At 66.6% G+C, this 20,564-nt stretch carries 21 protein-coding genes; 12 read left to right on the top strand and 9 right to left on the bottom strand.

Features of this window, described 5'->3' with window-relative positions:
• Window positions 1-14: 14 nt before the first annotated feature.
• From CA236_RS12120 to CA236_RS12100, 5 genes are all read right to left on the bottom strand, one after another.
• Entirely contained in the window at window positions 15-311 is a 297-nt protein-coding gene (locus CA236_RS12120; RefSeq protein ID WP_046411012.1) for a DUF2849 domain-containing protein, read from the bottom strand.
• The gene (cobA, locus tag CA236_RS12115) at window positions 308-1,099 is read right to left on the bottom strand and encodes a uroporphyrinogen-III C-methyltransferase (protein WP_046411010.1); all 792 of its coding nucleotides are present in this window, start codon (window positions 1,097-1,099) and stop codon (window positions 308-310) included. Before cobA ends, CA236_RS12120 begins: the two co-directional genes overlap by 4 nt.
• A 95-nt stretch (window positions 1,100-1,194) precedes the next feature.
• Window positions 1,195-1,839 carry a hypothetical protein gene (locus tag CA236_RS12110; RefSeq protein ID WP_125945796.1) on the bottom strand — a complete coding sequence of 215 codons (645 nt, stop codon included), beginning with the start codon at window positions 1,837-1,839 and terminating at the stop codon, window positions 1,195-1,197.
• A 40-nt stretch (window positions 1,840-1,879) separates the two neighbouring features.
• The gene (astD, locus tag CA236_RS12105) at window positions 1,880-3,289 is read right to left on the bottom strand and encodes a succinylglutamate-semialdehyde dehydrogenase (RefSeq protein ID WP_125945795.1); all 1,410 of its coding nucleotides are present in this window, start codon (window positions 3,287-3,289) and stop codon (window positions 1,880-1,882) included.
• Between the two features lie 59 nt (window positions 3,290-3,348).
• The gene (locus CA236_RS12100; RefSeq protein WP_125945794.1) at window positions 3,349-4,719 is read right to left on the bottom strand and encodes a protein adenylyltransferase SelO family protein; all 1,371 of its coding nucleotides are present in this window, start codon (window positions 4,717-4,719) and stop codon (window positions 3,349-3,351) included.
• A gap of 37 nt (window positions 4,720-4,756) precedes the next feature.
• On the opposite strand from CA236_RS12100, the gene CA236_RS12095 reads away from it, so the two are divergent.
• Genes CA236_RS12095 through CA236_RS12085 form a run of 3 tightly spaced genes read left to right on the top strand, consistent with a single transcriptional unit; the run spans window position 4,757 to window position 7,558 of the window.
• Window positions 4,757-5,632, top strand: a complete 876-nt coding sequence (locus CA236_RS12095) for an alpha/beta hydrolase (protein ID WP_125945793.1) — start codon at window positions 4,757-4,759, stop codon at window positions 5,630-5,632.
• A gap of 34 nt (window positions 5,633-5,666) precedes the next feature.
• On the top strand, window positions 5,667-6,440 hold the full coding sequence (locus tag CA236_RS12090; protein WP_125945792.1) for an SDR family oxidoreductase: 774 nt from the start codon (window positions 5,667-5,669) through the stop codon (window positions 6,438-6,440).
• Window positions 6,437-7,558, top strand: coding sequence for a glycosidase (locus CA236_RS12085; RefSeq protein WP_125945791.1), 1,122 nt, complete (start codon window positions 6,437-6,439; stop codon window positions 7,556-7,558). Before CA236_RS12090 ends, CA236_RS12085 begins: the two co-directional genes overlap by 4 nt.
• Before the next feature lie 20 nt (window positions 7,559-7,578).
• Here CA236_RS12085 and glsA read toward each other — a convergent pair whose 3' ends face one another.
• Entirely contained in the window at window positions 7,579-8,520 is a 942-nt protein-coding gene (glsA, locus tag CA236_RS12080) for a glutaminase A (protein WP_052742612.1), read from the bottom strand.
• A 121-nt stretch (window positions 8,521-8,641) separates the two neighbouring features.
• Here glsA and CA236_RS12075 point away from each other — a divergent pair, with 121 nt between their 5' ends.
• Window positions 8,642-9,784: a glycosyltransferase gene (locus tag CA236_RS12075; protein ID WP_125945790.1), complete on the top strand. Its 1,143-nt coding sequence runs from the start codon at window positions 8,642-8,644 to the stop codon at window positions 9,782-9,784.
• Between the two features lie 80 nt (window positions 9,785-9,864).
• Complete coding sequence (locus tag CA236_RS12070; protein ID WP_125945839.1) at window positions 9,865-11,268, top strand: nitronate monooxygenase; 1,404 nt, start codon at window positions 9,865-9,867, stop codon at window positions 11,266-11,268.
• A gap of 99 nt (window positions 11,269-11,367) precedes the next feature.
• On the opposite strand, the gene CA236_RS12065 is transcribed toward CA236_RS12070, so the two are convergent.
• Together CA236_RS12065 and CA236_RS12060 are read right to left on the bottom strand one after the other, a co-directional pair.
• Window positions 11,368-11,559, bottom strand: a complete 192-nt coding sequence (locus CA236_RS12065) for a hypothetical protein (RefSeq protein WP_046410997.1) — start codon at window positions 11,557-11,559, stop codon at window positions 11,368-11,370.
• A gap of 91 nt (window positions 11,560-11,650) precedes the next feature.
• A complete protein-coding gene (locus CA236_RS12060; RefSeq protein WP_125945789.1) occupies window positions 11,651-12,649 on the bottom strand; it encodes a D-glycerate dehydrogenase in 999 nt (332 codons plus the stop codon).
• A 135-nt stretch (window positions 12,650-12,784) separates the two neighbouring features.
• Here CA236_RS12060 and CA236_RS12055 point away from each other — a divergent pair, with 135 nt between their 5' ends.
• Genes CA236_RS12055 through CA236_RS12040 form a run of 4 tightly spaced genes read left to right on the top strand, consistent with a single transcriptional unit; the run spans window position 12,785 to window position 15,236 of the window.
• Complete coding sequence (locus CA236_RS12055) at window positions 12,785-13,243, top strand: SH3 domain-containing protein (protein WP_231622005.1); 459 nt, start codon at window positions 12,785-12,787, stop codon at window positions 13,241-13,243.
• A gap of 14 nt (window positions 13,244-13,257) precedes the next feature.
• Window positions 13,258-14,076, top strand: coding sequence for a carboxylating nicotinate-nucleotide diphosphorylase (nadC, locus tag CA236_RS12050; protein WP_046410993.1), 819 nt, complete (start codon window positions 13,258-13,260; stop codon window positions 14,074-14,076).
• A gap of 12 nt (window positions 14,077-14,088) precedes the next feature.
• Window positions 14,089-14,529, top strand: a complete 441-nt coding sequence (locus CA236_RS12045; protein WP_125945788.1) for a hypothetical protein — start codon at window positions 14,089-14,091, stop codon at window positions 14,527-14,529.
• Entirely contained in the window at window positions 14,526-15,236 is a 711-nt protein-coding gene (locus CA236_RS12040; RefSeq protein ID WP_046410991.1) for a ribonuclease T2, read from the top strand. Before CA236_RS12045 ends, CA236_RS12040 begins: the two co-directional genes overlap by 4 nt.
• Window positions 15,237-15,293: 57 nt before the next feature.
• Here CA236_RS12040 and CA236_RS12035 read toward each other — a convergent pair whose 3' ends face one another.
• Window positions 15,294-16,472, bottom strand: a complete 1,179-nt coding sequence (locus CA236_RS12035; RefSeq protein ID WP_046410989.1) for a VWA domain-containing protein — start codon at window positions 16,470-16,472, stop codon at window positions 15,294-15,296.
• A gap of 112 nt (window positions 16,473-16,584) precedes the next feature.
• On the opposite strand from CA236_RS12035, the gene otsB reads away from it, so the two are divergent.
• From otsB to CA236_RS12020, 3 genes are read left to right on the top strand one after another with little or no spacing between them, the layout of a single operon-like run.
• Complete coding sequence (otsB, locus tag CA236_RS12030) at window positions 16,585-17,328, top strand: trehalose-phosphatase (RefSeq protein ID WP_125945787.1); 744 nt, start codon at window positions 16,585-16,587, stop codon at window positions 17,326-17,328.
• Window positions 17,325-19,121, top strand: a complete 1,797-nt coding sequence (locus CA236_RS12025; RefSeq protein ID WP_125945786.1) for a glycoside hydrolase family 15 protein — start codon at window positions 17,325-17,327, stop codon at window positions 19,119-19,121. Before otsB ends, CA236_RS12025 begins: the two co-directional genes overlap by 4 nt.
• Entirely contained in the window at window positions 19,118-20,515 is a 1,398-nt protein-coding gene (locus tag CA236_RS12020) for a trehalose-6-phosphate synthase (RefSeq protein WP_125945785.1), read from the top strand. Before CA236_RS12025 ends, CA236_RS12020 begins: the two co-directional genes overlap by 4 nt.
• Window positions 20,516-20,564: the final 49 nt, after the last annotated feature.

Genomic DNA, 20,564 nt, shown 5'->3' with positions numbered 1-20,564 from the left:
GGCGGGATCGCGGGTCAAATTACCCAGCTGCCCGCATCGGGATCAGCCGGCTTCAGCGTCAGGTCCGGGCGGACGGTGGGCCCCAGCGCGCGGATGCGGTCCTTGATATGCGCCGGCCGCGGCCCCTCGGGCGTCGCCACCGCGTCGATCACATAGGGCACGTTGACCCGGCGCGCGCCTTCCTCCGCCTTGGCGATCGCCTCGCCGCGATCGCCCACATCGACGGCATCCTCGACATGGCGCGACCAGCCTTCGCCGGTCCACCATGTGACGTCGCCGGTCACCAGATCATTCCCCGTCAGCAATTTCATCCGTTCATGCTCTCCGCAGCACGTGCCCAGGCTACCAATTTGTCCTCCGCATCCGACAGTTCGACGACTTCGCCCACGACGATGATCGCCGGGCTTGCCACCTTCTCGCGTCCCACCATCGCGCCCAGATCCGCCAGCAGCGTCTTCAGCGCGCGGTGGCCAGGGCAGGTGCCCTTTTCCAGCACCGCGACGGGCATGTCGGGCGCGACGCCATCGGCGATCAATTTGTCCGCAATCGCATCCGCGGTGGCAACGCCCATGTAGATCACCAGCGTGCGCCCCTGGCCGGCGAGGCCCGACCAATCCTGTTCGGTCAGCCCCTTGCACTGGCCAGCGACGAAGCTGACCGCGCTGGAATGATCGCGGTGCGTCAGCGGCAGCATCGCCTCCGCCGCGCAGCCGAGCGCCGCCGAGACGCCGGGGATCACCTCGACGGGCAGACCGGCGGCACGCACCGCCTCCACTTCCTCGCCGCCGCGCCCGAAGATGAACGGGTCGCCGCCCTTCAGCCGCACGACCTGGCTGCCCGCGCGCACATGCGCCACGATCAGCGCATTGATCGCCTCCTGCGGCAATGTGTGGCGCGCGCGCCGCTTCGCCACCGAGATGCGGTGCGCATCGGCCGGCGCAATGTCGAGCACGCGCGGGTCGATCAACCCGTCGTGCACCACCACGTCCGCGGCTTTCAGCGCCTCCACGGCGCGAACGGTCAGCAGGCCCGGATCGCCCGGGCCGGCACCAACAAGGATCACGCGTCCGCGTGCATCAGGATCAAGAAGGCTGGCCATCGTTGCGTGAACATGGTCCTGCCGTGACAGCGCAGCAACCGAGCGATAATTGCCGAGCCCCTAGGTCAGCTATTGCCGCGAGCTGCCCGCCGAGATCAGGCGCAGCCTTCGACATAGGCCAGCACCGGCATCGTCCCGACATGGATCAGGCTGACCTTGCCGTCCTGCCCGATCTCGAACCGCACCGCGGGGTCGCCGCTCGCGGCATTGGGCGCGGTCAGATATTTCGCCGGGCGATCCTCATATTTGTGCGGCTCGGCGCGAAAGCCGCCGAACCATTGCCGCACGGCCTGTTCGCTCGATCCGACGCGGATCCCCTCGACCAGCTTCACGTCGGATCGCTGGCCCACGGTGATTCGGCGCACCTTGCCCTCAGTCACGATCGCATAGACGCCGGGATAGGCGGGCGAGCTGACCGTGCGGCAGCCCTCATCGATCTGCGCGCCGCGCTCGGCCCAGCCGCTGCCGCGCGGCACCGCCTCGCCAATGCGCAACGCGCCCAACCCCTCGAGGGCCAGCGTCTTGCCCGGCGCTGGGGTTTCGGCGGGTGTCGGCGCCGCAGTCGGGCTGGCGACCGGTGTCGGGCTGCTGAGCGGCGTGGGGGTGGCTGCCGGCACGGTGGCTCCCTCCGTCGCTTCGGTCGTTGCATCGACCGGCGCTGCGCTGTTGGGGCTCTCGGGCTCGGACGAGCAGGCGGCAAGCGCGACCGCCAGGATCAGCGCCGGGGAAAGGTTTCGCATCCGTGCTGAACGGCCGACCAGCCGTCGGGTTGCGCCCGGATCAGGCGTCGCGCAGCCCGATGCCGATCGACGCACGCGCCGCATCCGCCTCGTTCGACACCACCGGATAGGCGCAATAATCGGCCGCATAATAAGCGCTCGGCCGGTGATTGCCCGACCAGCCGATGCCGCCGAACGGCGCGGCGGAGGAGGCGCCGTTGGTCGGCCGGTTCCAGTTGACGATGCCCACCCGCGCGCCGGACCAGAAACGATCGTACAGCCCCGGTGTCTGGCTGATCAGCGAGGCGGACAGGCCGTAGCGGGTGTTGTTCGCCTCCGCGATCGCTTCGTCGAACGTCTCGGTCCGCACCACCTGAAGGATTGGACCGAACAATTCCATGTCGGGCCGCTCGCTCGCCTCGGTCATGTCGATCACGCCAGGCAGCAGGAACGGGCGATCGGGCTGCGTGCGCTGGAGATGCCGGATCGGCCGCCCGCCGCGCATCAGCAGCGCAAGGAAACTCTCGCTCAGCTGGTCGGCCACCTCATTGTCGATCACAGGGCCGATGTACGGTGCCGGGTCATCATGCGGCGCGCCGACGATCAGCCGCGAGATCAGCTTGTCGAGCTGCTCCATCAGCGGATCGAACAATTTCTGGTCAACGATCAGCCGCCGCGCCGCGGTGCACCGCTGGCCGGCGGTGGTGAAGGCCGACTGGATGATGATGATCGACGCGGCATACAGGTCGGGCGTGTCCCACACGATGATCGGATTGTTGCCGCCCATCTCCAGCGCCAGGATCTTCTCCGGCTTCTCGGCGAACGCACGGTTGAGCGCCAGGCCGGTGCGCGCCGATCCGGTGAACAGCAATCCGTCAATCCCGTCATGCCCGGCCAATGCGCGGCCCTCGTCCGGCCCGCCAATGACCAGCCGGATGCATTCCTCCGGCACGCCTGCCGCGCGATAGCAATCGACCAGGAAGGCGCCCGACGCCGGCGTCTTTTCCGATGGCTTGAACACCACGGCATTGCCCGCGATCAGCGCGGGGACGATGTGGCCATTGGGCAGATGCGCGGGGAAATTGTACGGCCCCAGCACCGCCAGCACGCCATGCGGCTTGTGCCGCACCGCCATGCGCGACCCCATCGGCGCGTCCAGCCGGCGCTGCGCCGTCCGGTCGGCATAAGCGGACACCGAGATATCCACCTTGGCCATCACCGTGTCGACCTCGGTGCGCGCCTCCCAAAGCGGCTTGCCCGTCTCGCGCGCGATCACGTCGGCGAACGCCTCGTGCCGCGATCGCACGACATTGGCGAAGCGGCGCAGCGTCTCGATGCGATAGGTCAGCGGGCGAGCCGCCCAGGTGGCCCAGCCCGATCGCGCCGCCGCGACCTCCGCGTCGACGTCTCCCACCGCCGCGCGCCACAATTCGGCGCCGGTCGCTGGTTCGAAGGAGATGATCTCGCTCACGGATGGCCCTTTGACGTCACGTCGCTTGCTTTAGGATAGGAACCGGCGGTGTCACAAGGTCAGCGAAGTGCCTCGCCCATAACCCTGATCGCGGCGACCTTGGCATGGAATGGTGCCCAGTCGTCGCGCTCGGCGATCGGCTGCCAGATGGCTTCCACTTCCTCGATCAGCATCGAACAGGGCTCACCCTGCCAATAGGAATGTGATCGGTCGGCGCGCAGCGGCGCGGCGTCGAGCAGTGCGCGCACCTCCGTCCATGGCTCACCATAAGTGGGCGGCAGCGGTTGGGCGAAGGCGTCGAAGAAGAAACGGTCGATCCCCGTCGCCGTTTCGCGCAACGCGCGCTCGGTGGCCTGCACCAGCGCCCGGTCGGCGTCGCTCCCGCTCGGCCGGCGTCCCATCCGCCACAGGAAAGCATCGACCACCGCGCGCTGATATTCCGGCGCGAACCGCTCCAGCGCGGCGATCAGCGGCTCCGCCTCGGACAGCAGCCGCAGCGACGCGGCAAGCTGCATCACGTCCCAATGGATCGCCTCGGGCTGCCGGCCAAAGGCGTACAGCCCGGCATGGTCGAAATAGGCGGCGGTAAAGCCCGGCTCCCACGTCGGCGCGAACCGCCACGGGCCATAGTCGAAGCTTTCGGCCGTGACGTTGATATTGTCGGAATTGAGCACGCCATGGACGAACCCCGCCGCCATGTAGCTCGCCGCCAGCCGCGCCGTGCCGTCGACCACCAGGTTCAGCAGCCGGACGGGATCATCGCTGTCCTCGCCATAAAGGTTGGTCAGGACATAGCGGACCAGCCGGCGCATCGATTCCTCGTCGCGCTCATAGGCCAGCCGCTGGAACGATCCGATGCGCACATGGCCATGGCTCAGCCGCACCAGCACCGCGGCGCGGGTGGGGGAGGGCTCATCGTTGCGCTCCAGCGCTTCGCCCGTCTCGATCAGCGAAAACGTCTGCGACGTGCGGACGCCCAGCGCCTCCAGCATCTCGGTCGCCAGCACTTCGCGCACGCCGCCCTTCAGCGTCAGCCTGCCATCTCCGGCGCGGCTCCACGGCGTCTGGCCCGATCCCTTGGTGCCAAGGTCCATCAGCCGCCCGTTGCGGTCGCGCAGCTGGGCAAAGGTGAAGCCGCGCCCGTCGCCCAGATCGGGATTGTACACGCGGAACTGATGGCCGTGATACCGCAGGGCCAGCGGTTGCTGCAGCGTGGCCGGAAGCGGCCGGAAGCGGCCGAAATGCGCCAGCCACGCGGCATCGTCGAGCGTGTCGAGGCCAACCTCCGCCGCCGCGCGATCATTGCGGAACCGCAGCGTGGTCTCGGGGAAATCGGCCGCCGTCACCGGATCGTAAAAGGCGTCGCCAAGCGACAGGATCAGTGTCTCTGGTTGATAGGCGTGCGGGGCAGCTTGTGGTTCTGGGGCCATGCGTGGATATGGGGCGCGCGCGACGAAAGGTGCAAGGATGGCCGCCTGGCAGGACATATTTTGGTCATCGGACGACGGGTTGCGGCTTCACGCCCGCGACTATCCCGGTGACGATGCCGCGCTGCCGGTGGTCTGCCTCCCGGGCCTGACGCGCAATGCGCGCGACTATGACGCGCTCGCCCGGCGGATCGCGGGAGAGCGGCGGGTCTTCGCGCTCGACCTGCGCGGCCGCGGCGAAAGCGCCCACGCCAGGGATCCGATGAGCTACGTGCCGACCACCTATGCCCGTGACGTGGCGGCATTTCTGTCGGAACATCGGATCAACCGGTTCATCGCCATCGGGACCGCGCTGGGCGGCATCGTGACCATGTTGCTCGCCGGGCTGGTGCCGGGCCGCATTGCCGGGGCGCTGCTAAACGATGTGGGGCCAGAGATCGAACCGGCTGGGCTCGCGCGCATCCGGGGCTATGTCGGGCGGTCCAGCACCTGGCCGACCTGGATGCACGCCGCGCGCGCCACGCGGGAGGCGAATGCCGATGCCTATCCCGATTTCGGGATCGAGGATTGGCTGGCGATGGCCAAGCGTCTGTACCGGCTGACCAGCAATGGCCGCATCGTGCTCGACTACGACCTGCGCATTGCCGAGCCGTTTCGCGTGCCGGGCAACGAGACGGGCCCTGACATGTGGGGCGCGCTTCATGCGCTGGCGTCGGTCCCGGTGCTGATCGTTCGCGGCGGCCGATCGGACGTGCTCAGCGCCAGCGTGGCGGAACGCATGGTCGCCAGCCTGCCGCTCGCTGAACTGGTGACGGTGCCGGGCGTGGGGCACGCACCGCTGCTCACCGAGCCGGCGGTGCAGGGGCCGATCGACCGATGGCTCGCGCGCGCTGCCGTGGAACCCGCAAGCGCCTGAAACGTCGGAACTGCTCCCGCCAACAGGAGCTTTCATGGCCGACATTTCCGATGCGCATACCGCAACGACGCCGATTGCCGGGCGGCGGGTTCTGGTCACCGGCGGCACCACCGGGATCGGCCGCGCGATCGCGGTGCTGCTGGCGAGCGAGGGCGCAAAAGTGTTCGTCTGCGGCCGCGACGAAACCCATCTCGCCGACGCGCTGAAGCGCATCCGGGAGGTGGGCGAGTGCGACGGCATGAGCATCGACCTCGCCGAGGAAGATAATGTCGCCCGGCTGTTCGATGCCGCAAGCGCCTATCTCGGTGGCGTGGACGTCGCGGTGATCAACGCCGCACGCGGCGCCGAGGGGCTGACCGACATGAGCGAGGCGGAGCTTCGCTACACGATCGGCAGCAATTTCACCGCCTATCTCCTGTCGGCGCAGGCTGCGGCGAAGGCGATGGGCGCGCACGGCGAGGATGCGAAGGGCAGCGGCGACATCGTCCTGATCGGCTCGATGAGCGCCTATGTTCTTGGCAAGGGCTCGACCGTCTATGCCGGGATCAAATACGGTATTCAGGGTTTCGCCATTGCTCTGCGGCGCGAGCTTGGGCGCAAGGGCGTGCGAGTCTCGCTGGTAGAGCCCGGGCTGACCGGCAGCGACATGGTCGGCGGCACGCCCGAGGAACAGGCGGAGCGGATCGCCAAGGAAGAGATGCTGCGCGCGGAGGATATCGCCGTCGGCGTCCATTACCTGCTGACCCAGCCGCGCCGCGCGGTCGTCCAGCAACTGACCATATCTCCCCGGATGCAGGACGAAGAATGACCTTCCCGCTCGACCATCTGGTATTCACCCCGCACGACGTCGACCTGTCGCGCTCCCCGCTCGCCGGGCACATCGACGAGGAAACCTATGTCCTGGGCGCATTCAACCCGGGCATGACGCGGCTGCCCAATGGCAATCTGCTGATGATGGTCCGGGTGGCGGAGGCGCTGCGCACGCCGATCCGCGAGGGTCATGTCCGCGCCATCCGCTGGCACGACGGGCGTTATCACCTCGACAATTGGCCGCTGCAGCTCGTCGACACCGCCGATCCACGCAAGTTCATGATGCGCGGCGGCGGGTGGAAGGTGATGGCGCTGACCTCGCTGTCCTGGCTGCTTCCGGTCGAGCTCGACGCGAGCGGCCGCCGCGTCGAGGCGGTGCGTTACGACCAGGCGATCGCGCCGCGTGCCAGCTACCAGAATTACGGTGTCGAGGATGCGCGCATCAGTCGTGTCGACGGCCGCTATCTGATGACCACCTGCTCGGTCAGTCCGGAGCGGCATTCCACCACGCTCTACACCAGCGATGACGCGCGCGACTGGCAGCTCGAGGGGATCGTCCTCGATCACCAGAACAAGGACATGCTGATTTTCGAAGGGCGGATCGGCGGCAAGTTCTGGTCGCAGACGCGGCCGCTGGGCGACCTTTATTTCGCCTATCCGCCCGACAGCGAATGGCGCGCCGGCCCGTCGATCAACCTCGCCTCCTCACCCGACTCGCTGCACTGGAAGCCGAGCGACCATCCCGGCATTCGCCCCCATGCCGCGACCGTCGCCACCGCGCGGATGGGCGGCGGCGCGCAGCCGCTGATGACCGACGACGGCTGGCTCACGCTCTGGCATGGCGTCGAGCCATCGGGCGTGGTCGGCATCTACCGCACCTATTGGACATTGCTCGACCGTGACGAGCCCTGGCGCACCGTCGCCACCCAGCACCAGCCGCTGCTGGAGCCCAACCCGGCGCTGACCGAGCCGCTGAAGGACCTCATGTACCTCGACAATGTGGTCTTCACGACCGGCATCGTCGACGCGGGCGACCATTGGATCGTGGCGAGCGGCGAGGCTGATCTCGCCTGCCGCATCACCCACATCCCCAAGACGGCGATCGTGCCCGGCTGAGGCGCGACCGCCGCGCGCGCTCACGCCACCATAGGCGGCCCGAACACCGACCAGCCGGTCCGGTCGGCGAACATCTCCAGCGCGCGCACGCCCAGCATCGAATTGCCGTTCTGGTCGAGGTTGGGGGACCAGACCGCGATCGCGCCCTGTTCCGGCGCCACCGCCAGGATGCCGCCACCGACGCCGCTCTTGGCGGGCAGGCCGACCCGCATCGCGAAGTCGCCCGAGCCATCATAATGGCCGCACGTCATCATCAGGGCGAGCAGCTTGCGCATCCGCACTGCTACGGCATCGGCATCCTCATCGTCGGGATTGCGCCGGGTATGCGCCAGGAACAGCCCCGTCCGCGCCAGCCCGCGGCAATCGAGCATGATCGCGCATTGCTTGACATAGGCTTCCATCACCTCGTCCGGGTCGCTGTTGAGGTTGCCGTGGTGGCGCATGAAGCTCATCATCGCGCGGTTCAGGTCGCCGCCCTTGTGCTCGGAATCGAGCACGTCCTGGTTCAGCGCCACGTCGTCGACGCACGCATGATGGCGCACGAAATCCACCACCGCGCTGGCCTGTTTGTCGTCGTCCAGCTGCTCGACCAGGATGTCGACCACGGCCAGCGCGCCAGCGTTGATGAAGGGATTGCGCGGGATGCCGCCGGTCCGCTCCAGGTCGATGATTGAATTGAACGGGTCACCCGACGGCTCGCGCCCGACGCGCTTGAACACGTCGTCGCCCAGCGCGCACAGCGCCAGCTCCAGTGCAAAGACCTTGGCGATGCTTTGCAGCGGGAAGGGGGTGTCCGCCGCGCCGCCGGTGATCACCTCCTCGTCCATCGTCACCACGGCCATGCCGAAATCGCCCGGCGCCTTGCCCTCCTCCTTGGCATCCGCCGCGGCCTCGATCTCCACCGCATCAGCCTTAATCTCGCGGGCAATGTCCTGAACGATCCCGTGCAACGCCTGATCCATGTTGTTCTCCGCTTGTCTCAGCGGTCTAACTGGCGGGAGCCGGCATGGGTCCGCGTCGGCAAGAAGGCGCATCGCGGCAATGGCTCAACATTCGCCCTGATCACCGCTAAAGCGGCGCGCGATGCCACAGCCGATCAACATCCTGCACCTCCACTCCACCTTTGACCTGGGCGGCAAGGAGGCGCGCGCGGTGCGGCTGATGAACGCCTTTGGCGATCGTGCCCGGCACACGATCGTGTCGGGCATGGAGGGGCGCTATGGTGCGCGCGAGCGGATCGCCAGGGGCATCCGCTACGAAATCGCGCAGACGCCCCCGCCGTTGCAGGGCAAGCCCTCCGTTGGCCGCTACGATGCGATCGCCCGCTACATGCGCCGCTTCGATCTGGTGCTGACCTACAATTGGGGCGCCATCGACGGCGTCATGGCGCGCCGGGTGTTCGGGCGCGGCGTGCCGCCCGTGGTGCACCACGAGGATGGCTTCAACGAGGATGAGGCCGGCGGGCTGAAGCGCGAACGCAACCTCTACCGCCGGCTCGCACTGTCGGCCGCGCACGGTCTTGCGGTGCCCTCCACCACGCTGGAGCGGATCGCGCTCGAAACCTGGAAACAGCCGCGCGCGAAAGTTCACCGCATCGTCAACGGCATTGCCACCGAGCTCTATGCCAAACGCCCCGAGCCAAAGGCGATCCCCGGCTTCGTGCGCAAGCCCAAGGAAGTGGTGATCGGCACCGTCGCTGGCCTTCGCGCGGTGAAGGATTTGCCGGCGCTGGTCCGCGCCGCGGGAGGATTGTCGCACCGCTTCCGGCTGGTGATCGTTGGCGAGGGGCCGGAACGCGCCGCGATCGAACAGGCGGCGCTGGCGATGGGGATCGAGGACGAGCTGGTCCTTCCCGGCTTCCTCGACCGGCCGTATCGTTTCATGGGGCATTTCGACATGCTGGCGCTGTCCTCACGGTCCGAGCAATTTCCCATTGCGGTGGTCGAGGCGATGGCCGCCGGGCTGCCGATCGTCGCCCCGCCGGTCGGCGACGTTCCGTTCATGGTGGCGCCGGAAAACGCGCCCTTCATCACCAATTATCCGGGCGAGGTCAGGCTGCGCGACGCGATGCAGGCGCTGATCGCCGACCCTGAATTGCGACGCACCGTCGGTAACGCCAACCGCCGCAAGGCACAGGCGGAATATGACGAGCGGCAGATGATCGCACGGTACGCCGCGCTGTATGAATCAGCGCTCGGACGGCCGGGCGCACTGACAAGGGCGTAAATTGCTCGCGCCGTGCAACCTTTCTCGCTAGGGCGCCTTATTGGATTTTCGAGAGGTGATTTAAGGCCGTGGCGACTGCCGTGTTTAAGGGGCTCAAGCCCATCGTCTACAATGGCCGTGAGGTTTGGCCGCTGGTGGAAGGCGGCAAGGGTGTTGCGGCTACCAATCATGCGTCGGCCGGCGCATGGGCGGCCGCGGGCGGCATCGGCACGGTCAGCGCCGTCAACGCCGACAGCTACGATCCCGAAGGCAAGATCATACCGCAGGTCTATCACGCGCTGACGCGCCGTGACCGGCACGAGGAACTGATCGGATACGCCATCGAAGGCGCCGTGCAGCAGGTGCAGCGCGCCTGGGAGATCGCCGGTGGCAAGGGCGCGATCAACATCAATGTCCTGTGGGAAATGGGCGGTGCGCAGCGCGTGCTGCAAGGCGTGCTGGAACGGACCCGCGGCATGGTCGCCGGTGTCACCTGCGGTGCCGGCATGCCGTACAAGCTGAGCGAGATCGCGGCTTCGTACAACGTCAATTACCTGCCGATCGTCTCCTCCGGCCGCGCCTTCCGCGCGCTGTGGAAGCGCGCTTATTCCAAGGTGTCGGAGCTGCTGGCGGCGGTCGTCTATGAGGATCCCTGGCTCGCCGGTGGCCACAATGGCCTGTCCAATGCCGAAGACCCGCTGAAGCCGGAGGATCCCTATCCCCGCGTGAAGGCGCTGCGCGAAACGATGCGCGAGGGTGGCATTCCCGACACCACGCCGATCATCATGGCCGGCGGCGTCTGGTATTTGCGCGACTGGAACGACTGGATCGACAATCCGGAACTCGGCACCATCGCCTTCCAGTACGGCACGCGCCCGCTGCTGACGCAGGAAAGCCCGATTCCGCAGCAGTGGAAGGAGCGGCTGATGACGATCGAGGAGGGCGATGTCCTCCTGCATCGCTTCTCGCCGACCGGCTTCTATTCGTCGGCCGTCCGCAATCCTTTCCTGCGTAGCCTTGAGGCGCGCTCGGAACGCCAGATCGCTTTCTCGACGAAGGAGGCTGGCGACCACATCTTCCAGCTGGACGTGGGCGTGAAGGGCAAGAACTTCTGGGTCACCAAGGGTGATCTGCTGCGCGCGCGCGAGTGGTTCGGCCACGGCTTCACCGATGCGCTGAAGACGCCGGACAATACGCTCGTGTTCGTGACGCCGCAGGAAAAGGCGGAGATCCGCAAGGATCAGGCGGATTGCATGGGCTGCCTCAGCCAGTGCCTGTTCTCGAGCTGGGCGGATACCGAGACGAACTCGACCGGCCGTCTCGCCGACCCGCGCAGCTTCTGCATCCAGAAGACGCTGCAGGATATCGCGCACGGCGGCGATACGGAGGCGAACCTGATGTTCGCCGGCCATGCAGCCTATAATTTCAAGCGTGATCCCTTCTACTCGAACGGCTTCGTGCCGACGGTGAAGCAGCTGGTCGACCGGATCCTGACGGGCGACTGATCCTGTCTGGCCGGGGTCCGCGCTCCGGCCTTCAACCCCTCCACCGTCATCCTGCCTGGCGCCATTGCGCCAGAAGGATGACGGCCAGGGGGGGGCGCATCAATTGTCGATGGTGCCGATCACCGCGCCGGCGGTACCGCCCACCGCCGCGCCCTTTTCCACGCTGCCACCAGTGGCCGCTGCTACGCCAGCGCCACCTGCACCGCCAATTGCCGCGCCGCGCAGCGTCGAGCAGGCCGAGGTAGTCACGGCGGTGGCGCCAAGCATCAACAGAAGAAACGTCTTCTTCATCGCACATTCTCCGATCGAATTAACAACCGGACAATGCGCCCAACATAGGTTGCGTTCCGGCAGGACACGCAACTTTACAGTTCTCGGCTACTCAGACCCAGCCTTCCAGCACCTGGTCGGGCGGCCGATGACCATCGGCCCACATGCGAATATTGGTCATCACCTTTTCGCCGGTGGCCAGCCGCCCTTCGAACGTGGCCGATCCCATATGCGGCGTCATCACGACATTGGGCAGCGCCAGCAACCGCGGGTCGATCGCCGGTTCGTGCTTCCATACGTCCAGCCCCGCGCCCGCCAGCCGGCCCGCCTCCAGCGCGTCGATCAGCGCATCCTCGTCGACGATCCCGCCGCGGCTGGCGTTGATCAGATAGACGTGTGGGCGCAGCAGCGCGATCCGCTCGGCGCTGATCAGGTTTTCGCTGTCGGCGTTGCGCGGCGTGTGGATCGTCAGGATGTCGATATTGGCCAGCATCTCGTCCAGATTGGGATGCCATTGCGCCTGCAATTCGGCCTCCACCACCTTCGGCAGCCGGTGCCGATTGTGATAATGGATCGACAGGCCGAACGCGCGCGCGCGGCGCGCCACCGCCTGGCCGATGCGGCCCATACCGACGATGCCCAGCGCCTTGCCGCCGATGCGATGGCCGAGCATCCCGCCCGGGCTCCAACCCTTCCACTCGCCCGACCGCACCAGCTTCTCGCCCTCGGCCAGCCGGCGCGGGACGGAGACGATCAGCGCCATCGTCATGTCGGCGGTATCTTCGGTCAGCACACCGGGCGTGTTGGTGACGATGATGCCGCGCCGGCGCGCCGCCTTCAGGTCGATATGGTTCACGCCCGCGCCGAAATTGGCGATCAGCTTCAGCCGCTCGCCGGCACCCTCGATCAGTTCTGCATCGATCGTGTCCACCACCGTCGGCACCAGCACGTCGCAATCGGACATGGCAGCGGCCAGCTCCTCGCGGGTCATCGCCTTGTCACCGCGGTTGTTGACCGTGTCGAACAGGGCCTCCAGCCGGTCCATGGTGATGTCGGGCAATTCGCGCGTCACGATCACGCGGGGATTGGCGCAGCGGCGAGTATCGACCATGGCATTGGATTGGCGAAGCGCGGCGCGGGCGTCAACGATCGGTTGATGCGGCAGCCGTGCGGGCGCTACAGGAACGGCTTGGTCGACGGGGGTGTATCGATGCGGCGATGGACGGCGGGATGGGTGGCGCTTGCCGTGCTGTTCGGGCTGGTGGCCAATGAAGTCGCCGCGCAGGCCAAGGACAGGCCGAAACCACCCTATTTCGCCTCCATTTCGGCCGGAAAGGCCCGGATGCGCTCCGGCCCCGGACGCAGTTATCCGGCGACCTGGCTCTACGTCCGCGCCGACCTGCCGGTCCGCGTCGTCGACGTGTTCAAGGAATGGCGCAAGGTGGAGGATCCCGGCGGTACCCAGGGGTGGATGCTCGGCTCGCTGATCAGCAGCACGCGCACCGCGATGATCAAGGAGTCGATCGCCGAACTGCGTGACCGGCCCGCCTATGGCGCGCGCATCCTGTGGCGCGCCGAACCGGGCGTGATCGGCCGGGTCAGCCAATGCGCGCGCGGCTGGTGCCGCCTCGATATTCGCGGCCAGGCGGGCTTCGTGGAAATCAGCCGCCTCTGGGGCGTGGAACAAGAGGAAGTGCTGCCGTGATCGCTGGCTTTGACATGGACGCCTTTGTCAGCGCGACGCTTGCCGAGGATCTCGGCGGCGGCCGCGACGTCACGTCCGAGGCGGTGATCCCGGCCGACGCCCGGTTTGAGGGGGTGATGGCCACGCGCGACGCGATTGCCGTCGCCGGGCTGCCGATTGCCGCTGCCTTCTTTCGCCGGCTCGATCCTGATGCCTCGGTCGACCTTCTGGCCAGCGATGGCGATCGCGTCGCGGCCGGCACGCCGGTCATGCGGCTGGCCGGCCGCGCGCGGGCGCTGCTGACGGCGGAGCGGTCGGCGCTCAATACCGTCCAGCACCTGTCGGGCATCGCAACCCTGACCGCCGCCTATGCCGATCGTATCCGCGGCACCGGGGCCATCCTGCTCGACACGCGAAAGACGATCCCGGGACTGCGGCTGCTGGAGAAATATGCCACCCGCATGGGCGGTGCGCAGAACCATCGCATGGGGCTGTGGGATGCGGCGATGATCAAGGATAATCACATCGCCGTCGCCGGCAGCGTCGGGGAAGCAGTGCGCCGCGCCCGTGATGCCGGCGTCGCTGACATCATCGTCGAGGTCGACCGGGTGGAGCAGATCGAGCCAGCGCTCGCCGCCGGCGCGACGCGGCTGCTGCTCGACAACATGCCCCCGCAGATCCTGCGCGGTGCGGTGACGCTCGTCGGTGGGCGGGTACCCACCGAGGCATCCGGCGGCGTCACGCTGGATACGATCCGCGCCATTGCGGAAACCGGCGTCACCTACGTCAGCGTCGGGCGTCTCACCCAGTCCGCGCCTGCCGCGGATATCGGCCTCGACTTCGCTCTCGCCTGAGGAACCTCGCCGTTGATCCGTCCCCTGTCGATCAGGCGCTTTGAGCGCCTGTACCTTTTGGCGCTCGCGCTCGGCCTGCTCAGCACCATGCTCGACTGGCCTCAGCGTGTCGCAAGCTTCGCCAGCAATCCTGCGCTGGCGGAGATGGGCTGGCTGCTGCCGACATCGGTGGTCTTCAACATCACGCTGCGATTGCTGCTGTGGTATTTCACCGCCCGCCAGCCGAGCATCGCGGCCAAATGGTTCGTGGTGGTGCTTGCGGCGATCGCCTTCGTGATCCTGTTGTTCGGCCTGGTCGCGCTGATCGTCGGTGCCACGCCGTCGCTGGCGGCATCACTCGCCGGCCTTGCGTCGGGCGCGCTGTACGTCGTTTCGGCGGCCTATCTGTTTCGCCCCGATGCCAGGCTTTGGTTCGGCGAACATGCCGTTGAAGAACAGGAGTTTACCGAATGATCCGTGGCTTTGCTCTGGCGCTGGCGCTGATGCCGGGCGTGGCCGCCGCCCAGGCATATCAATGCTCGGTTCCGGCCGGCACGGACCTGCGGGTGCGTCCCGACCTGCCAAGCAAGAGCGAGCCACAGCGCCTGCTGCCAATCGGAAGTTATACGCTGGCGATCAGCTGGTCGCCGCAGCACTGCCGCACCCCCGATCGCGCCGCCCGCTCCACGTTCCAGTGCGGCAGCGGCAACCGCTTCGGCTTCGTCCTGCACGGCCTCTGGCCCGACGGGTTCGGCAAGGAGTGGCCGCAATATTGCAAGGCGACGCCGCTGATTTCGCAACGCACGGTGCGGGCAAACCTGTGCGCGACCCCGTCGGCGCAGCTGCTGCAGCATGAATGGGCCAAGCACGGCACCTGCATGCCCGGCGAAACGCCCGACAGCTATTTCGGCAAGGCGACCTCGCTCTTCAACGAGGTCCGCTATCCCGACATGAACGCCCTCGCGCGCCAGAGCCTGACCGCCGGCAAGCTCGCCACCGCAATCGCGCGGGTCAATCGCGGCATGCGCGCCGACATGATGCGCGTCACGACCGACCGCATGGGCTGGCTGAACGAGGTCTGGATCTGCATGGACAGGAAGTTCCGCTACACCCGCTGCCCGGCGCACCAGGGCGGCGTGAAGCCAAACGCCCGCGTCCGCATTTGGACCGGCAAGCGCTGAACGATCGCTCGCCCGCCCCGCGACGAACGGGGGCAGGGCGGGCGGATCAGCGCAAGGTCACCGCTTGCGCGTGAGTTCCCGCATCGCATCGTCCAGCCCGGCGAGCGTCAGCGGGTACATGCGGTCGTTCATCAGTTCGCGAATGATCTTCACCGATTGCGAATAGCCCCATTGCGCCTGCGCGACCGGGTTCAGCCAGACGGCGGCCGGGTAAGTAGTCGTCAGGCGGTTCATCCACACCGCGCCCGATTCCTCGTTGAAATGTTCCACCGAGCCGCCCGGATGGGTGATCTCATACGGGCTCATCGACGCGTCACCGACGAACACCAGCTTGTAGTCGTGCGGGAATTTGTGAAGCACGTCCCACATCGGCGTCCGCTCGGAAAAGCGGCGCTTGTTGTCCTTCCACACCCCTTCGTAAGGGCAGTTGTGGAAGTAGAAGAACTCCAGGTTCTTGAACTCGCTGGTGGCGGCCGAGAACAGTTCCTCACACAGCTTGACGAACGGGTCCATCGATCCGCCAACGTCGAGGAACAACAGCAATTTCACCGCATTGCGCCGTTCCGCGCGCATGCGAATGTCAAGCCAGCCCTGCCGCGCAGTCCCGTCGATCGTGCCGTCAATATCCAGTTCGTCCTGCGCGCCCTCACGAGCGAACTTGCGCAGCCGGCGTAGCGCGATCTTGATGTTGCGGGTGCCCAGCTCCTTGGTGTTGTCGAGGTTCTTGAACTCGCGCTGGTCCCACACCTTCAGCGCGCGCTTCTGCTTCGATTCGCCGCCGACGCGCACGCCCTCGGGGTTGTAGCCGGAGTTTCCGAACGGGCTGGTCCCGCCGGTGCCGATCCACTTGTTGCCGCCCTGGTGGCGCTTCTGCTGTTCCTCGAGCCGCTTCTTCAGCGTCTCCATAATCTCTTCCCAGGAGCCGAGCGACTTGATCGCCTCCATCTCCTCGGGCGTCAGGAACTTCTCGGAGACCGCCTTCAGCCAGTCTTCCGGAATCTGCGCGCCTTCCTGGATGAAGCTGTTCTCGATCCCCTTGAAAACCTTGGCGAACACCTGATCGAACTTGTCGAGCAGGCCCTCGTCCTTCACGTACACAGCGCGCGACAGATAGTAGAAATCTTCGGGCGTGCGATCGATCACCTCCGCATCGAGCGCTTCGAGCAGGAGCAGATGCTCCTTCAGGCTCGCCGGGATGCCCGCGACGCGCAGCTCATCGAGGAAGTTGAGGAACATCGGCCATCCGCCCCATCATTTATCTGCTCTTTTGCCGCTGATGACAGACTTGGCGGGATGGCGCCAGCATCGGACGCTGACGAACGCGGGCGCGCACGCTAGAGCGTCGGCCATGAGCCCAGTTGCGTCGCTTCCCCCGCCGCCGCCCCTTCGTGCGAGCGGCCATTGCCTCCTTCTCGATTTCGACGGCACTTTGGTCGACCTGGTGGATCGGCCCGACGCGATCGTGGTCGATGCCGAGCTAATTGATCTTCTTCACCAGCTCGCTGGAACCTTTGCCGGCCGTTTCGCCTTAGTCAGTGGACGATCAGTGGCGCAGATCGAGGGGTTCCTGGGTGATGCTGCCGCGGAAATCGCGGTGGTGGGCAGTCATGGCGCCGAACTGCGGCTGGGAGGCCGGAACATCGCGCCGGATCGTCCGTCCGCGCTGGTCGAGGCCGAGCGGGCATTCTCCGCGGCGTTCGCGGGCGAAGAGGGGGTTGTGGTCGAGGTGAAATCGCTGGGCGTTGCCGTTCATTATCGCATGGCACCGGAGCATGGCGCAGCCGCCCGGCGGCTCGCCGAACAATATGCTGATCGGGACGGGCTGGTTTTGCAGACCGGCAAGATGATGGTCGAACTGCGCGTCGGCGGCCACGACAAGGGCACTGGAATCGATGCGCTGCTGCGGCATGAGCCGTTTGCCGGGCACATGCCAGTGTTCGCGGGTGATGACGTGACCGACGAATCCGGCTTGGCGCTCGTCGCCGAGCGCGGCGGTGTCGGCGTGCTGGTTGGCGCCCCGCGCGAGACGGCGGCGAAGTTCCGCCTGGATGATGTGGCCGCCGTGCGCGCCTGGTTGGAGAAGGCGGCATGACCGCGACGATGGATCTGTGGCCGATCGGCAATTGCCAGGTATCCGCGCTGGTGGACCGCGCCGGCCGCTTCGTGTGGGGCTGCACCCCGCGCGTCGATGGCGACCCGGCCTTCTGCTCGCTGCTCGATGACAATCCCAAGGCCGGTGACGATGCGTTCGGCTTTTGGGAAATCGACATCGATCGCTGCCGCACGACGACGCAATCCTATCTGCGCAACACGCCCATTCTGGTCACCCGGCACGAGGATGAGGACGGCAATGCGATCGAGGTGATCGATTTCTGCCCGCGCTTCACCCGTAATGGCAGGCGCTATCGCCCGGTGGCGTTCGCCCGCATTGTGCGACCCGTCGCAGGCAGCCCGCGCATCCGCGTTCGCCTGCGCCCCGCCGTGACCTGGGGCTCCGCCCGGGCCAGGACGACGCGTGGGTCCAACCATATCCGCTACCTGCTGGACGACAGCGTGCTTCGCCTGTCGACCACGGCGCCGGTCGGCTGGATCGAGGATGAGCGGATGTTCCGCGTGGAGCGTCCGCTGCACTTCTTCCTCGGGCCAGACGAAAGCTTTTCCGACGACCTTCACGCTGCGCTCGACAATATGCTCGAGCGGACGATCGAAGAATGGCGGCATTGGGTACGCGGGCTCGCGACGCCCTATGAATGGCAGGAGGCGGTGATCCGCTCCGCCATCACGCTGAAGCTGTGCCAGCATGAGGAAACCGGCGCGATCGTCGCCGCGCTGACCACGTCGATCCCCGAACATGCAGATTCCCAGCGGAACTGGGACTATCGCTACTGCTGGGTCCGCGACGCTTACTATACCGTCCAAGCGCTCAACCGGCTGGGGGCGCTCGATGTGCTCGAAGGGTATCTCGAATATCTGCGCAACATCGTCGACAACGCCAAGGATGGCCACATCCAGCCGCTCTACGGCGTCGGCGGGGAGGCGACCCTGATCGAGTGGGAGGCGCCGGCGCTGTCGGGCTATCGCGGCATGGGGCCGGTGCGCGTCGGCAACCAGGCCTATGAGCAGATCCAGCATGATGCCTATGGCCAGATCGTCCTTTCCAACGCGCAAGCCTTCTTCGATCATCGCCTGTTGCGCGTCGCCGGGCGCGAGGATTTCGAGGCGCTGGAGCCGATCGGCGAGCGTGCCTGGCAGAAGTTCGATCAGCCTGACGCGGGCCTGTGGGAATTGCGCACCAAGAGCCATGTGCACACCTATTCGGCGGCGATGTGCTGGGCGGCATGCGACCGGCTCGCCAATGCCGCAGAGGCGCTGAAGCTCGACGACCGCGCCGATTTCTGGCGCGAGCGGGCAGAGACGATGCGCGTGCGGATCGAGGAAGCGGCCTGGCGCCCCGACACGCAGCGCATGTCGGCGACCTTCGGCGGCGACGACCTCGATGCCAGCCTGCTGCAGCTGCTCGACCTCCGCTTCCTTTCGCCCGACGACCCACGTTTCCGCACGACGCTGGAGGCGGTGGAGGGGGGCTTGCGCCGCGGATCGTACATGCTGCGCTACGCGACGGAGGATGATTTCGGCCTGCCGCACACGGCGTTCAACGTCTGCACCTTCTGGCTGATCGAGGCGCTTCATTTCACCGGCCGGGATGCCGACGCGCGTGAATTGTTTGAAGAAATGCTGGCGCGCTGCACCCCCGCCGGCCTGTTGTCGGAGGATATCGACCCGAATACCGGTGAATTGTGGGGCAATTATCCCCAGACCTACTCGCTCGTCGGCGTGATCAATTGCGCCGTCCTGCTCAGTAAACCCTGGAGTGCCAAACGTTGAGCCGTCTGATCGTCATCTCCAACCGCGTTTCTGCACCAACCCCGCAACAGCCAAGCGCACAAGGAGGATTGGCGGTCGCCCTGACCGCCGCGCTGCGCGAGGCGGACGGCATATGGTTCGGTTGGTCGGGGGAGACGGGCGAGACGGGTGAGCTGAAGTTCGAGACGTTCGATGGGGTGACCTCCGCCACGATCGATCTGCCGGAACAGGACGTGGAGGAATATTACGACGGCTATGCGAACCGCACGCTCTGGCCACTGTTCCACTATCGCCTCGGCCTGACCGAGTTCGAACGCGATTTCCAAGGCGGCTACGAACGGGTGAACCGGCTGTTCGCCGAAGTGATCAGCCCACATATCGAGCCCGATGACCTGATCTGGGTTCACGATTACCACATGATCCCGCTCGGCTGGCTGCTGCGCCAGCAGGGCATCACCAATCGCCTAGGTTTCTTTCTGCACATCCCCTGGCCGCCGACCGACCTGCTGCATGCCCTGCCCGAGCATCGGCGGTTGGTGGAGGCGCTGTTCGCCTATGACCTGGTCGGCTTCCACACGCGCGAATGGCTGGAGACGTTCCACGATTATGTCGTCCGGGAGATGGGCGGCACGATCGAGGATGATGACCGCGTCACCGTCGGCGGCCGCACGATCCGGGCGATCGCCTGTCCGATCGGCATCGACGCGCGCGAATTCATCGCCAGCGCGCAGAGCAATGAGGCGGTGACGACCCAGAACCGCGTCGTCGAAAGCCTGAGCGGCCGTCGCCTGATCGTCGGCGTCGACCGGCTGGATTATTCCAAGGGGCTGGAGGAACGGTTCAACGGTTATCTTCGCTTCCTCGATACCTGGCCCGACGCCCATGCCCAGGTCACGATGCTCCAGATCGCGCCTCCGTCGCGTGCCAGCGTGCAGAGCTATCAGGACATTCGCGCAACACTCGACGCGCTGTCCGGCCGCATCAACGGGGCGCATGCGGAAATCGACTGGGTGCCGTTGCGCTACGTCAACCGCGGGCTGCCGCGCGGCGTGCTCGCGGGTGTCTATCGCGCCGCCAAGATCGGGCTGGTCACCCCGCTTCGCGACGGCATGAACCTTGTCGCGAAGGAGTTTGTGGCGGCGCAGGATCCCGAGGATCCCGGCGTGCTGATCCTGTCCCGCTTCGCTGGCGCCGCGGCGCAGCTTACCGGGGCATTGCTGATCAACCCCTACAGCCCCGACGAGATGGCGGACGCAATCGAGCATGCGCTGAACATGCCGCGTGACGAGCGGATCGCGCGCTGGCGTCCGATGTTCGACAATGTCGTCGACGAGGACGTGATCTGGTGGCGCAAGCGCTTCACCGAGGTGCTGGCGTCGACGGAGCGGGTGGCAGAGGTGGCGCTGGAGGTCTGACCGCGCTTGCGCCGCTTGCACGAAGGGGGCGTGGCAACCCATAGGCGGC

The sequence above is a fragment of the Sphingomonas sp. ABOLG genome, assembly GCF_003950435.1.
Taxonomy (GTDB): domain Bacteria; phylum Pseudomonadota; class Alphaproteobacteria; order Sphingomonadales; family Sphingomonadaceae; genus Sphingomonas; species Sphingomonas panaciterrae.
Note: the sequence above shows the minus strand (reverse complement) of the source record. Positions and strands in the feature narration are given on the sequence as shown.